This is a genomic window from Hungatella sp. SB206, assembly GCF_051132295.1.
Classification (GTDB): domain Bacteria; phylum Bacillota; class Clostridia; order Lachnospirales; family Lachnospiraceae; genus Hungatella; species Hungatella effluvii.
In genome coordinates, this window is record NZ_CP096603.1 from 7,289,123 (window position 1) to 7,302,960 (window position 13,838).

General features: G+C 48.9%; 12 protein-coding genes and 1 riboswitch. Of the genes, 1 reads left to right on the forward strand and 11 read right to left on the reverse strand.

The genetic code is table 11. From position 1 onward, the window contains the following. Window positions 1-67: 67 nt before the first annotated feature. The 3 genes from M1L66_RS32750 to M1L66_RS32760 form a co-directional block, all read right to left on the reverse strand. Window positions 68-1,936: an alpha amylase C-terminal domain-containing protein gene (locus tag M1L66_RS32750; protein WP_434689877.1), complete on the reverse strand. Its 1,869-nt coding sequence runs from the start codon at window positions 1,934-1,936 to the stop codon at window positions 68-70. Window positions 1,937-2,001: 65 nt separating this feature from the next. Continuing rightward, window positions 2,002-3,822 (reverse strand): ABC-F family ATP-binding cassette domain-containing protein, encoded by a 1,821-nt coding sequence (locus M1L66_RS32755; RefSeq protein WP_434689880.1) that lies wholly within the window; start codon window positions 3,820-3,822, stop codon window positions 2,002-2,004. Between the two features lie 53 nt (window positions 3,823-3,875). Continuing rightward, on the reverse strand, window positions 3,876-4,631 hold the full coding sequence (locus M1L66_RS32760) for an exodeoxyribonuclease III (RefSeq protein ID WP_434689883.1): 756 nt from the start codon (window positions 4,629-4,631) through the stop codon (window positions 3,876-3,878). 193 nt (window positions 4,632-4,824) lie between these two features. Between M1L66_RS32760 and M1L66_RS32765 the strand changes: the two genes are divergently transcribed. Next, a complete protein-coding gene (locus M1L66_RS32765; RefSeq protein ID WP_434689885.1) occupies window positions 4,825-5,406 on the forward strand; it encodes a hypothetical protein in 582 nt (193 codons plus the stop codon). An 89-nt stretch (window positions 5,407-5,495) separates the two neighbouring features. Here the strand turns inward: M1L66_RS32765 and M1L66_RS32770 are convergent, their stop codons facing one another. The 8 genes from M1L66_RS32770 to M1L66_RS32805 form a co-directional block, all read right to left on the reverse strand. Next, window positions 5,496-6,467, reverse strand: a complete 972-nt coding sequence (locus M1L66_RS32770; RefSeq protein ID WP_434689888.1) for an AraC family transcriptional regulator — start codon at window positions 6,465-6,467, stop codon at window positions 5,496-5,498. 220 nt (window positions 6,468-6,687) lie between these two features. Beyond that, window positions 6,688-7,011 (reverse strand): energy-coupling factor ABC transporter substrate-binding protein, encoded by a 324-nt coding sequence (locus tag M1L66_RS32775; protein WP_187024361.1) that lies wholly within the window; start codon window positions 7,009-7,011, stop codon window positions 6,688-6,690. A gap of 1 nt (window position 7,012) precedes the next feature. Next, window positions 7,013-7,762: an energy-coupling factor ABC transporter permease gene (locus M1L66_RS32780; RefSeq protein ID WP_187024362.1), complete on the reverse strand. Its 750-nt coding sequence runs from the start codon at window positions 7,760-7,762 to the stop codon at window positions 7,013-7,015. A gap of 170 nt (window positions 7,763-7,932) precedes the next feature. Next, a riboswitch (cobalamin riboswitch) is annotated at window positions 7,933-8,117 on the reverse strand. Window positions 8,118-8,144: 27 nt separating this feature from the next. Next, window positions 8,145-9,032 (reverse strand): energy-coupling factor ABC transporter ATP-binding protein, encoded by an 888-nt coding sequence (locus tag M1L66_RS32785; protein ID WP_187024363.1) that lies wholly within the window; start codon window positions 9,030-9,032, stop codon window positions 8,145-8,147. Between the two features lie 49 nt (window positions 9,033-9,081). Further along, window positions 9,082-9,906, reverse strand: a complete 825-nt coding sequence (gene cbiQ / locus M1L66_RS32790; protein WP_434689892.1) for a cobalt ECF transporter T component CbiQ — start codon at window positions 9,904-9,906, stop codon at window positions 9,082-9,084. Window positions 9,907-9,963: 57 nt separating this feature from the next. Next, window positions 9,964-11,316 (reverse strand): MATE family efflux transporter, encoded by a 1,353-nt coding sequence (locus tag M1L66_RS32795; RefSeq protein ID WP_434689895.1) that lies wholly within the window; start codon window positions 11,314-11,316, stop codon window positions 9,964-9,966. 13 nt (window positions 11,317-11,329) lie between these two features. Beyond that, window positions 11,330-11,749, reverse strand: coding sequence for a MarR family winged helix-turn-helix transcriptional regulator (locus M1L66_RS32800; RefSeq protein WP_434689897.1), 420 nt, complete (start codon window positions 11,747-11,749; stop codon window positions 11,330-11,332). 278 nt (window positions 11,750-12,027) lie between these two features. Beyond that, complete coding sequence (locus tag M1L66_RS32805; RefSeq protein ID WP_187024367.1) at window positions 12,028-13,662, reverse strand: AAA family ATPase; 1,635 nt, start codon at window positions 13,660-13,662, stop codon at window positions 12,028-12,030. Between the last annotated feature and the right edge of the window lie 176 nt (window positions 13,663-13,838).

Here is a 13,838-nt window from a genome sequence, read left to right on the forward strand (position 1 = left end):
GAGATCCTGACAGATTGATATCTATCCAGACTTAAGCCTGCTCTTCTTTGTTAAGCGTTTACCGCTATCATCTACCCACAAACACCACAATCGTCCTGGGCGGAACCTCAAACTGCCTGGTCTCCATCACCGGCATTCCACCGTCCAGCTCACCGCCATCCGCAGACACTGAAACCTCCGAATACATTCCATTGCTGTCTTTTTCGTCGGTATTAAACACAATATGCCATTTCTGCTTCTTAGGCAGATTGGGCAAATCAAACGCATGGGGCTCCCAGTGCATATTATATGCGACAAAGAAGCTGTCATCCGCGGTCCCATCCGGTTTCTTTCCATATTCTCCGCAGTACATAATGCCGATCTGCCTCCGGAAGTTCTCAAATTCCGGCCGCCACGCCTTTACGCCATGGTAGGAGACATCCGGCCTGCCGCAGGATAAGTAATCCATAACCTTCGGCTCTGTGGCCATATGGAATACCGGATGGCTTTTCCGGAAGGCGATCACCGCCTTCGTAAATTCATAGATATCCCGGTTGGTTTTCAGAAGATTCCAGTTCAGCCACGAGACCTCATTATCCTGGCAGTAGGAATTGTTGTTGCCGTCCTTGGAATTGCCGAACTCGTCTCCGGCCAGCAGAAGCGGCGTTCCCTGGCTTAAGAACAGCATCAGGAGTGCATTCCTGATCTGCTTCTTCCGCAGCTCCACAATCTTCTTTCGCCTTGTGTGCCCTTCCACACCGCAGTTCCAGGAGTAATTATAGGGATTGCCGTCCTGATTGCCCTCGCCGTTAGCCTCATTATGCTTTGTATCATACGACACCATGTCCATCAGCGTAAATCCGTTGGTATTGGCCATATAATTGACCACACCGAACTCCGCAGGATTGCGCCTGCTTCGGAAGATCAGATGATTCATCTCATCCTCATCGCCCTTTAAGGCCCGGCGCATGTCTACCAGAAAACCATCGTTATACTCTGCCAGATGCTTCTCATGCCCGCCCGGAACACCGAGCCAGGATGTGGCAAACAGCTTTGTGCCGCTTAAATACGGGTCGCGTCCGATCAGATCATTGGGAGTAAATCCCACCAGATGAACCCCATCCACATGAAATTCCTCCGTCCAGTAACGGACCGCATCGAGGACAAACGCAGGATTTTCCTTCCCGGTAAAGTAAAGCTCTATAATCAGTTCCAGGCCCTCTTTATGAAACGTCTTCACAAGGTTTTTGAACTCCGTTACCGGGTGTTTTTCCTTTCCTGAACAATAGGAAGCCTTCGGTGCGAAATAATAACCGGTGGTATATCCCCAATAATTCAATTTTCCAGTGGGTTTATCCACAGCGTAAGGATTTCCATCCACATGCTCCGGCATCATCAGCTCCGAAAATTCATTTACAGGGAGAAGCTCCAGACTCGTAACTCCCAGCTCTTTTAGATACGGAATCTTTTCAATCAACCCGCGGAAAGTCCCCTTGTCTTTCACTCTGGATACAGGATTTTTAGTAAATCCCCTCACATGCGCCCGGTAAAGAATCATCTCTTCATATGGAATCTTTAAAGGCTTATCTCCCTCCCAGTCGAAGTCCTCCGCAACGACCGGCGATCTCATGGGACGCTCTGCCGCAGATAAATCACCCCAGACCTCTCTTCCGGTAAACTGTTTTCCGTAAGGGTCGGCAAACAGCTTTCCGTCAAGCTCAAAACAGTACTCCAGCCCTGAAAAATCGCCGAAAACGGTCATGTTCCAGACATCCCCGCGCTTTGCCTCCTGCGGAAAATGCAGCCGTGCATATTCTGTCTCCTCCCCGCTGTGGTATAATAGAAGATCACACACCTCTCCCTGTGCGGCTACACACACATGAATCCCGCCATCAACTCCGGTAAGTCCCATGGAATAAATTCTGTTGTCCTGCTTAGCAATTCTATATCCTTCCATACCGCTTATCTCCTCTATCTGCCGGTGGTTTCATTTCTCGTTCCGGCGGTCCGCCATAAGACGAGTTACTGCTTCTCGATCTGTTCCGCCAGATCGTTAAGAATCATCCAGCGTTCCATCTTTTCTTCGAGAAGCTGTTCCTGTATTCTCTTTTCTTCCATCAATTCATTCAATTTCGTATAATTGCTAACACTTTTTTCAATCTGTGCGTCCAGATCGGCGATCTTTTCTTCCACAGCTGCTATGGTATCCTCTATTGTGTCCCATTCTCTCTGTTCTTTAAATGAGAACCGGAGTTTTTTCTCCCCCTTGGGCTTTTCGGTGGTCTTCTTCCCCTCTTTTCCATCGGAAGACTTCTTGCCGGTCCCCATTCCCGCTGACTGCATCCCCTCCGGATACTTCTCCGCAAAAGCCGCCTGATAATCCGTGTAACCGCCCTCATACTGAGTCACCCGGCCCTCGCCCTCAAAAGCAAATATCCGCCGTACCACACGGTCCAGGAAATACCGGTCATGGGAGACCGTGATAACAATTCCCTGAAAGCTGTCCAAATAATCCTCGAGAATCGTCAGCGTCTGAATGTCCAGGTCATTGGTCGGCTCGTCCAGAAGCAGGACGTTGGGCGCTTCCATCAGGATGCGAAGCAGATATAACCGCCGTTTCTCTCCTCCCGAAAGTTTGTCGATCACCGTATACTGCACACTGGAGGGGAAGAGAAAGCGCTCCAGCATCTGAGACGCGCTGATGCTGCCGTCCTTTGTCTTCACATACTCTGCGGCACCGCGAATATAGTCGATTACCTTGACGCTTCCGTCCATAGCTTCATTTTCCTGGGAGAAATATCCCATCTTGACGGTCTGTCCGACGATCACATTACCCGCGTCCGGCTCCAGCCATCCGGCTATAATCTTCATCAGCGTGGATTTTCCGCTTCCATTGGGACCGATGATGCCGATGCGGTCATTTTTCAGGAAAATATAGGTGAAATCTTTCATCAGAACCTTGTCGCCATAGGCCTTGCTGATGTCCTCCAGCTCCACTGTCGTGCGGCCCAGCCGCCTGGAAACGGAGTCCAGCTCCACGTTCTGATCCGCCTCCGGCCCCTTCTGATCCCTCAGTGTTTCAAACCGTTCAATATGGGCCTTCTGCTTGGTTGATCTGGCCCGTGCGCCGCGCTGCATCCATTCCAGCTCCACCCTTAAGAGGGACTGGCGTTTGCGTTCCGTGGCCTGTTCCATATCGAGGCGCTGGGCCTTCAGTTCCAGATAGCCCTCGTAATTGGCCTGATAGCTGTATAATTTTCCCTTGTCCAGCTCCACGATCCGGTTCGTCACACTGTCCAGGAAATACCGGTCATGAGTTACCATTAAGAGCGCTCCGTTAAACCGGCGCAGATACGTCTCCAGCCAGTCCGCCATGGCGCTGTCCAGATGGTTGGTCGGCTCGTCCAATACCAGTAAATCCGCCGTGGAAAGAAGGACGCTTACCAGCGCCACCCGTTTTCTCTGGCCTCCCGAAAGGGTCTCCACGCGGTCGTCAAAATCCGTGAATCCCAGCTTTGTGAGCATCGTCTTTGCCTGGCTCTCTAAGTCCCACACATGAGCGTGTCCCTCATTTTCACGGACAATGCTTTCCAGGATCGTATCGCCGTCATGAAACTTCGGATTTTGAGATAAAAACCGGATATCCAGATTACGTCCGCGCACCACGCTTCCGTCGTCCGGTTCCTCCAGCCCTGCCACAATCTTCAAAAGCGTCGATTTCCCCGTTCCATTGATTCCGATAAGGCCGATCTTCTCTCCCTCATTGATGCTGAAGCTGGTATCGTCAAAGAGCAGCCGCTCGGTGTATGATTTTGTCAAATGTTCTATCGTTAATAAATTCATCTTTGTAATTCGTCTCTCCGTTCCTTATTCATCGCCCCATAGAATCCACGCTTCTATTCAATCACCAGTTCCACCGGGCAATGGTCGGAGCCGAGTATCTCCGTATGGATATCCGCACTGACCAGCCTGTCCTTTAACGATTCTGATACGCAGAAATAGTCAATTCTCCAGCCTGCGTTCTTGGATCTGGCGCTAAACCGGTAGGACCACCAGGAGTAAATCTCCTCTCTGTCCGGATAGAACCAGCGGAAGGTGTCGATAAATCCGGCCTCCAGAAGATCTGTAAACTTGCCGCGCTCTTCGTCTGTGAAGCCCGCATTCTTCCGGTTTGTCTTCGGATTCTTCAAGTCGATCTCCTTATGTGCCACATTTAAATCACCGCAGAAAATAACCGGTTTCTTCTCTTCCAGCCCTTTTAGATACTGAAGAAATGCATCCTCCCACGTCATACGGTATGGCAGGCGCGCCAGCCCGTCCTTGGAATTGGGGGTGTAGCAGGTGACAACGTAATAATCGGGAAATTCCGCCGTTATTACACGGCCCTCATGATCGTGTTCCTCTATTCCGATGCCGTACACAACAGATAGCGGCGCCTCCTTCGTAAACATGGCAGTTCCCGAATAGCCTTTCTTCTCCGCGTAATTCCAGTACTGATGGTAGCCCGGCAGATCCAGTTCAATCTGTCCCTCTGAAAGCTTGCTCTCCTGTATGCAGAAAATATCCGCCTTCACTTCGTGAAAATAATCTAAAAAACCTTTACCTACGCAGGCGCGAAGGCCATTAACATTCCATGATATCAATTTTTTCATTTAACAGTCTCTCCTTAGACAATAGATAATGTTAGTATAGCATTTTCCAGGACAATAGAAAAGATTAATCTTGGTGGAAATTTTCAGATGAAAAATCCATTAGATCTGATCCATAAGAATCATTCTCAAGTTGATTCTGCTCTGTCGGAATGATATACTGCCACTGAATACATGAAAAGGAGGGCTTATCTATATGAAGCATTTAAACAGGCTGGCCGCACTCGCACTGTCAGTATCCATGGGTATTTCCGGCTGCGCGTTTGCACCGGCGTCATCCGCTTCTTCCGAGACAGTCTCTTCTACATATGAAAAAGATACGGATAACGGAGAAAACTTCTCCGCCGAATCAGCAGATAGCGAGGAAACTTCAATTGATGATATCGAGGAAGCTTCCCTTTCGCCTTCGGAGCAGTCCATTGAAACGGAGGAAGAAAACGCTTCAGAAACAGAATCCGGGAGAGCGGCCGCATTTGCTTTAAAAATAAAAAAGGCCGTTGCATCGTCTGATCTGGAAGGTTTTGCAGATCTCTGCGGCTATCCGGTCTACATATCCCTGGAATCAGGGGATGGCCGCGAGCTTGAGACACGGGATGACCTGATCGCCCTCGGCTCAGATACTCTGTTTACCCAGAAGATGAAGGACACCATCGCGGCAGTACAGGAATCGCAGCTTGACTCCTACGGCGCTGGCGTAATGATGGGCGAAAACGGGGCGGTTGTGTTCAATGATGTAAATGGAACGATGATGATTACGGGAATCAATTTGTCTGACTGATCTGAGGAGGAACAGAGCGGGGGCACGCTGTCCCCCGGAGTTTATTTCATTCATAGGACAAACTTTCCTATGGATGAAAAAATGGGTGCTCAGATAACCGGCACCCATAACTGAATATCACTTTCCCCCTTTTCGTCCAACCGTTCCCCATACCTTGCAAAATCATACCGTCTGCCGTCGTCAAACCGACAGGTGGATTCAGGAAACCACTCCCCATAGATGTATTCCACCACCGGCTGAAGGCTGTCCTCATTCCTTCCGCGGAAGGAAAACACAGCATAACGGCCGGCCGGGAGTGTAAATTCCTGCATTCCCCTGGGAACCGTGTGTTCTTCGGCGACCTCTGCTCCCGCAATATACCGGAACACCTTATCCATTCCCTGGCAGGGATAATAAGAGTAGTCATTTACCCCAATCAGAAATTCCTCGTCCGTGCGGCCGGAGATCCGGTCCTTTTTCGCATGAAGCCGCCTCCAGCACCTACCGATTACAGAGAAACCGCCCTTTGTGGAACCGCAGCAGCCGACGATGGATATCGTCTTTGCCTCCGTCATGGCCACCTCAAGTATCCTGTCCCCCCGCAGTTTTTCCCGGCGGGAGGCATCGTATTTCAGCTGCAGCGGGAAGAAATCACCCTTCTTCCGGTATTGGGATGGACTGTGTTTAAAATACTTCTGAAACGCCCTCGAAAATGAACGCTGCGTTTCGTATCCGGAAGCCAGCGCAATTTCCAAAACAGGCTGTTCCGAAAACACCAGCATACGGGCCGCCTCAGTCAGCCTGCGCCTCATAAGATAGGTATGCATGGGAAAACCGGTAACAGATGCAAACATGCGGTGCAAATGGTATCTGGAATAGTTGAAAGTCACAGCAATACTTTCTAAATCCAGCCGCTCCTCCATCAGATGTTCTTCGATATAGTCAATGACTGCAGCTATTTCTTCTATATTAGTTGATGTGTGATTCATCTTGTCACTCCATTTGTCACCCATTCTGCTCCCCATCTTACCATTCCTGTCGGCCGCCTTATCGTAATTCGCAGCCTCCAATTCACTCGCCATAATCCCCGCCTCCTGTCTTTTCTCTATCATACCAGAAAACAAGAACATTTTTGTCACATTTCTTGCTGCCTGCATACTTTCCGACAGTCCAGTTTTTTCCATTCTACTTCCTTTTATCTCCCGTTCAAGCCTTCTGGCTGTCAGGCTTGCAGCCGGAGGCCAAAAATAAGCCGGGAAATTCTATCAGAAGGAATTTCCCGGCTCTATAAAACTGCTTGTTTTATTTATTTTCTTTTTTTGTCATCCATTTCTTCCGCTCTACGAAACGTCCCATGACAAAGGCCATGATGCCGACGCCGATTCCAGTCTGAATGCAGAACAGCAGGCTTTCCACCTCGCCCGGGAGTTCGCCCTGAATCAGGGTTTCCATTACCGGGGTGAACCACGGCTCATACTCTTCTCCACGGATCTCCGCCACCATCTGGCTTCCCGCATCGTCGGATCCGCCAAATTCTGCGCCTTTTAACGCGAACAGCGGAATAATTGCGATCAGGCAGGCAATGGCCAGTAAAACGGTTACAATCATTTTTTTATTCTTATCCATCTTATTTTGCCTCCTTTGCAAATCCGATACTGGAAAGCTCCGGTCCGGCGTAGGATTCCAGCGCTATGATGATAACAGTGGTGAGAAGTCCCTCAATGATGGCCAGCGGCAGCTGTGTCGGCGCAAACACGCCTAAAAACTTCGCCGCAGACAGAGCCACACCGCCCTGCTCTGCAGGATAGGCCAGCGCCAGCTGAAGGCTGGTAACGCAGTATGTAAACAGATCGCCAAGGGCAGCCGCAAGAAATACGGATACGTAGCGGTTTACCTTTAACTTTCCGCATAATTTATAGATCCCAAAAGCCACGAACGGACCAGCAACCGCCATAGAGAAGGTATTGGCACCCAGCGTGGTGAGTCCCCCGTGTGCCAGTAAAACCGCCTGGAAAATCAATACGATAATTCCAAGGATGCTCACTGCCGACGGCCCAAACAGGATCGCCCCGAGACCGGTTCCGGTCATATGGGAGCAGCTGCCCGTAACAGATGGAATCTTCAGGGACGAAATCACAAAAATAAACGCCCCGGCCATGGCAAGCACGGTGATGTTCTTTCTGTTTTCACCCAGTGTACGGCGGATGGAAAAAAATCCGGCGGCCAGGAACGGCACACAGACAGCTCCCCATACCAGGCAGTAGCCCAAAGGCAAATACCCCTCCATAATGTGCATCGCATACGAGACAGGCAAAACGCCGAACGTAAATGCAAATGCGACTGCAAGTGTCATGATTCTTTTTTCTTTCTTCGTCATCTCTATTCTCCCTTCAAAAAAAATAAGCACCTCATCCGATGATTCCCACTCATCAGACCGGTACTTTGACGACAGCCTCTTCTTCGCTCTTATCCCCTGTCTTCACAGAGATCTCCGGTTTTCCGGACGCAAAAAAAGGCTTCGGCCTCCGGTCATCGCTCGTAACCGGACGCATCGTATCGCAACAGGCAGGTCTTCTGACTCAAGGTTCATCACAGCAGCTCATCTTCCCGGTTACCCAGTGATTTATCGAGCCCTGCTCCTCTTTTACAGCGGCGGGACCGTAAGGGATTTTCACCCTTTTCCCTATTATCCTGCGGAGAATTTCACAGGCACCTCTTGCGTAATTCTATTGTATTGTACACGAAAACGGCTCCGGCTGTCAAATACATTTAACGCCGTCGGCTCTCATTTTCAAACTGCCTGCTTCCTGCTGCCGGCACAGCAGCCGTTCCAGTTCCTCTGCATCTTTTGCATATGAACCGTCAGGCACAAGCCCATGGGCCGCCAGCCGGCTGCACACATCCATCAGGACCGGCTTTCTTAAGTTCGCCTGCGATACCACGCTTTCATCCTGGAAAATGCGGCGCGGCGAGTCATCCGCAATCAGACGGCCTCCGGCAAATACCAACGCCCGGTCCGCCCATCTCCAGACAAAATCCACATCATGGGTTGAAATCAAAAGAGTTTTCCCCATATTCCACAGCTTATCCAGAACCGCCTCGAATATTGCCGTATTCAGAGGGTCCAGCGAAGCCGTCGGCTCATCAAACAGGAAGAGTTCCGACTCCATTGCGACAATATCTGCGATACAGACCCGTTTCTTCTCACCGCCGCTGAGATAGTGAGGCGGCCTGTCTTTCATCTCTACTAAGTTCATACAAGCAAGGGCCTCATCCACTCGCCGTTTCACCTCCGCGGCCGGAAGCTTTAAATTCATGGGCCCAAATGAAACCTCCGCGGCCACTGTTGATGCGATAATCTGATTATCCGCTTCCTGAAACACAATTCCAACGTGCTTTCGCAACTCATTCCGGTTCTTTTTTGTGATTTCGGTACCCCGGTATAAGATTTTCCCGGAATCCGGTGACAGCACACCGTTCAAATTCAGAAAACACGTGGATTTTCCTGCTCCGTTGGAACCCAGTACCGCGATCCGCTCACCCTTTCTGACCGATAAGTTCACATCCTGCAGGGCCGTTTTCCTGCTGTCATAGGAATAGCAGAGATGCTCTGTCTCCAGAATCACATCTCCTTTGTTCTCGTCCACATACTCACCACCTTTTCTCTCATTTTCTCTGTATTACTCCGATGTCGGACTACAGAAAAATCCACACAGCTGCAATCAGCAGTAAGTATCCTGCTGCCGCTGCCGCCTGGCTTCCCCTGATCCGCTTCTCTTCCTCCAGGAAACAGAGATCCCCGTCGTAGCACCGGGATAATAGAGAGTCATAATACGTGTCCGCCCTTTTTAACGATGCCACCAGCAGATTGCCGGCGGTGCTTCCGAAGGTACGGCAGGATGTCCTAAAATCGCAGGTTCCCAGCCGGGAAACAGCGGCCTGTTTCATCTGACTGTGGGTGTCGCTCAAAACGAAAATAAAGCGGTAAATCAGATACATCAGTTCCACAATCATTTTCGGTACGTGTATGCGCTTTAAGACTCCGATCATCTCACTGGCCGGCGTGGCAAGCGTCATCATGTACATGGCACTGACCGCCCCCAGCGCTCTGGCAAACAGCAGCACAGCCTGCAAAAGCCCGGCCTTCGTCACATAAAGCGAAAACCATGGAACGCTTATATACCAGTCGCCGTAGGGCCTGCGCGAAATACCTGCGGCAATCGCTACGGTCCCCATAAAAATAAAGGCGAGAGGAATCGTAAGCAGCTTTAAATACCGTGCAGGCGATAAGCCTCCCGCCATAACCGTAATGCAGGCCATGGTAAAGATTACAAATACCGACACCGACAGCTTGTCCGCCGCAATGCACAGACAGAGCGCCGCCATCCCAACCGCCATCTTAAGCCCCGCATTCCAGCTTCTGAGCCGCGACTCAAAGGCATAGAAATCAATCGAATGCGCCGCATCGTGTTTATGACCTCTGTGAATTGGTTTCACCTCCCTTGATCTATTTACCGGCATTGGCCGATATGACCCATTATATAACGGGAGGAGGCGTATGGCAAATAAAATGGTAAATTATCCCTTCTTCCCTTTACGCTTCCGATACCATCCATACCACACCGTAAAGAACACAATCCCATACACTGAAGCCAGCGGCACCGCCAGTCCGATATCAAACAGGCTGGCCCCTTCCTTCAGGCTGAACACATACGACAGCGGCACCCTCACGAGAAACGACGCCGTTATTCCCTGCAGCATAACGGGAAGCGACATGCCGTGGCCGTTAAAGTAGCCGATATAACTGAATACAATACAGGTAAGTATGGCCTCCGGGCTGAATCCCTTTAAGTACTCCGCGCCCCGCACAATATAAGCCTCATTGGAGGTAAACAGCGACGCCGGGATATCCCCTCTGAAAAACGTAACCGCAAAGATAAACACGCCGACGCAGACGCCGAGGCCCATTCCCGTGAGCATCGCCTTCCTGGCCCGTTCCTCTTTGCCGGCCCCCACATTCTGAGCCACAAAGGCCGACATGGACTGCATCAGCGCAGAAGGGATCAGCATGACAAAGGAAATGACCTTCTGGGCGATTCCATACCCGGAGGACGCCTCAAGACCGATTCCATTTACAATCGCGCAGAGAATTAAAAATGATATATTTGTCAGCATTTCCTGAAGCGCCAGCGGTATTCCCAGCTTTAAAAACACCAGAATCTCACGGTTAAAGCGGATATCACTTTTCTTAATGGTAAAAGGCAGCTTCTGCCTGCGGATGATAAGCAGAGACAGGACCACGCTGACCGCCTGGGCCAGAATCGTAGCCAGTGCAGCGCCCGCCACATTCATGTGAAAGACTGCCACGAAAAGCAGATCTCCAATAACATTTACAATACAGGCAATCAGGACAAAAATCAGCGGCAGCTTCGAATTTCCCAGTCCGCGGAAAATGCCGCTTATCACATTATAAGCTACCACGAATACAATCCCCACACCGCAGATTCTCACATACTGCACCGTCAGGTCGTAGGCCTGTTCCGGGGCATTGAGCAGCGATGCAAAGACAGGAGCCAGAAACAGAAGCAGGGCCATGATGACCGCAGTAAAAATCACAAAAAAGCAGACCGTCCCTCCAATTACGCCGCCGATCCGTTCGTTCCGCTTCTCTCCGAGGTAACGGCTGATTAAAACCGTCACGCCCATCACAAGAGCGGTAATCACAAATGTAACCAGATTGATGATGTTGCTCCCCGTCGCCACCGCCGAGATACCCGCATCAGTTCCAAACTGCCCCACGACGAGTAAATCCACCGCCCCGTACATCGCCTGCAGGATCAACGCTCCCAGCACCGGTACCATAAATTTGACAAGCTTCCCCACGATACTTCCCTGAGTAAAATCGTCCGATAATGTGTTATGCTTTGACATACGTCTCTCCTTCCTAACGTTCCAGGTTCTCCAGCATTTTCTCTGCAACCTTCATAAATGTATTTAAATCTTCCCGGGAGATTCCCTCAACGAGCACTCCCTCCGTCTTCTGGATCTCCTGCTGCAGCGCCATCCGGATGTCCTCCGCCGCCTCCGTAAACTGAATTTTCTTATATCTCCCATCCTCTTCACTACTGACCCGCTGTATCATCTTTCTGCTCTCCAGCGTCTTCAGCAGCTCCGTAGCCGTCGATGGCCGCAGCCCGAACTCTTTCTCAATGTCTTTCTGATACAGCGGCCGGTCTTTGCCGTCAACCAGGATAAAATCCAGAATCCGCCCCTGAACCTCTGTAATCCCGAGATTTTTCCCCATCTTTTCCGATCTGCGCCTTAGGCGTATGGAAATTTTATTGATCAGTTTTCCTGTATCCATTGTGCTTCCCCCTGTGCTTGGCTGAATGTGGAATCTATATAGTTCGGTTCCTAACTATTAGGTTATAACACATTTTCGGTAAATGTCAAGTGCAAGATTGATTCATCAAGATGCTAATGAAAGACCTGTCAGAACTAAAAAAAGAGCTGTCGCAGCTATGATTTTTCAATCACCGGGGGCGACAGCTCCAATTTCTGTGTATAAATATGTTTTCTTCCATTGCATACACGCTTTCTGCCATTTCATACCCGACAGTCAAACGGCGTGTTTATCAGCAGTTACATGTATATGGTCTTAAATGCCATATCACAGCGTTTCTTATTATGGGCAAGTCCTACACAAACGACTTCTCCCTTTAAGCCACTGTAATACTTTTGCTCCAGAATCTGCTCCAGGGCTTCCTTTTTTAACTGTTCCAGATTTTCACCTTGTTTAAATTCTACGATAACATTAACGTGATTGGCCGAAAGCGGAATCAGCGTTATATCGCTTCGCCCGTACCCGGCTTCTATATTACTTGTTACTTTATAGGTACCGCGTAATGTAATGCACATGCCGAGGAACAACATATGGTAAGCATTTTCTTTTCCATCCATATAACTGGTACAGGACATAACTATATCTTGATATATCATAAAAAAATCAGCCATATCTTTGTTCATCAAACAGGAAAACATGCGGATTAAATCCTGCCCGTTAATTCCGGAAATTTCTGTAATCAGCACCTGGAATTCGCTCATCACCTCGTCATTTGGTATTTTGACAACTGCTGAATTACCATCAATCCACGCTGTCACGGTTATATAACCGGCATTTACCAGAAGCCCCCATAGACTATAGTTACTCTCTCTTTCAATGTATGAGGTATCCAGAGTCAGCCATACTGTGGCTTCACTGCCGTTTGCAAGTAAATCAAAGCTATCCCAAAAATTTTTATCAGCATCGGACATCGCCTTGCGGATTAAAAAATTTGTCGATGTTTTTATCCAGTAATTCTCCAGCCGGCCGCGTTTCGCATAATTTAATATCGACCAGGGATTATACATTTCTATACCGCCAATGTGGTATCCATCATACATTTTTTTTACTTCTTCTGTGAGTTCCAGGCCACAGTAGTCTAACAGCTCGCTTACTTCTTCTGTATTAAGGCCGAAATACGGTGCATAGTCCTGGTCAATCACAGTATAAATCTGAGGATTATTCAGCTGGGAGAATATACTTTCCTTTGCCACTCTTTGAATCCCGGTAAGAAGTGCCTGTTCCAAAAAGGGATTTCCTTTAAGCGCCGTTCCGTAAAAATTTGCGAAAAACGTTGCCGTCTCACCATGATAACCATATTCATAACTGCTCATGATGGGCTGATCGTACTCATCAATTAATAAAATGGGCGCAACTTTGTAATGGGATTTCACCACACTCGTCAGATCCTTTAACGCAGTAACAAACTGAATATATGTTGAAGTATCATCCCTTAGAATATCAATCATCTGGTAAAAATCCTGTTTCTTGTAGGGATTCAGAGTATCCCAGTCATTTCGCAGGATTTCTTCATAGCGGAGATATTCATTATATAACTCTTTTTTCAGCAGGGAAAACATTTCCCGGCTTGTAATGCCCTTACAATCTTTAAATGTCAGGAATATAACTGGCCGGGAGTTCATTTGTTCTGCATATTCCGTATCCATAATTGCAAGCCCGGAAAATAAAGATTCACTCTCCTTCGTTATATCAAAAAAGTCACGAATCATAGTCATATTAAGGGTTTTTCCAAATCTGCGCGGCCTTGCAATAAGCGCTACTTTATCCTTCATTCGCAAAAAATCCCTGATCATGAGGGTTTTATCCACATAGTAGAAGCAATTTTCCCGAATTTCTGTGAAGTCGTCATTTCCAATTGGCAGTGCCTTCTTCATTATTACTCCCCTTTCAATATTCAAACGAACCAGTGATGATAAAAGTATAACTTTTTTTCCTTCCAATTACAAGGCTTCTGTACGGAGGACTTTTGTATAATAGATACACCTTTTTACCAAACAGAAAGCGCCTCTCCCGCGAGTCAGGCCCGCGCCGGAGAGGCGCACACAATGCG

Coding starts and splice junctions, on each gene's coding strand:
- M1L66_RS32750 (WP_434689877.1), bottom strand. CDS start 1,936: ATGGAAGGATATAGAATTGCTAAGCAGGACAACAGAATTTATTCCATG.
- M1L66_RS32755 (WP_434689880.1), bottom strand. CDS start 3,822: ATGAATTTATTAACGATAGAACATTTGACAAAATCATACACCGAGCGG.
- M1L66_RS32760 (WP_434689883.1), bottom strand. CDS start 4,631: ATGAAAAAATTGATATCATGGAATGTTAATGGCCTTCGCGCCTGCGTA.
- M1L66_RS32765 (WP_434689885.1), top strand. CDS start 4,825: ATGAAGCATTTAAACAGGCTGGCCGCACTCGCACTGTCAGTATCCATG.
- M1L66_RS32770 (WP_434689888.1), bottom strand. CDS start 6,467: ATGGCGAGTGAATTGGAGGCTGCGAATTACGATAAGGCGGCCGACAGG.
- M1L66_RS32775 (WP_187024361.1), bottom strand. CDS start 7,011: ATGGATAAGAATAAAAAAATGATTGTAACCGTTTTACTGGCCATTGCC.
- M1L66_RS32780 (WP_187024362.1), bottom strand. CDS start 7,762: ATGACGAAGAAAGAAAAAAGAATCATGACACTTGCAGTCGCATTTGCA.
- cbiQ (WP_434689892.1), bottom strand. CDS start 9,906: ATGCCGGTAAATAGATCAAGGGAGGTGAAACCAATTCACAGAGGTCAT.
- M1L66_RS32795 (WP_434689895.1), bottom strand. CDS start 11,316: ATGTCAAAGCATAACACATTATCGGACGATTTTACTCAGGGAAGTATC.
- M1L66_RS32800 (WP_434689897.1), bottom strand. CDS start 11,749: ATGGATACAGGAAAACTGATCAATAAAATTTCCATACGCCTAAGGCGC.
- M1L66_RS32805 (WP_187024367.1), bottom strand. CDS start 13,662: ATGAAGAAGGCACTGCCAATTGGAAATGACGACTTCACAGAAATTCGG.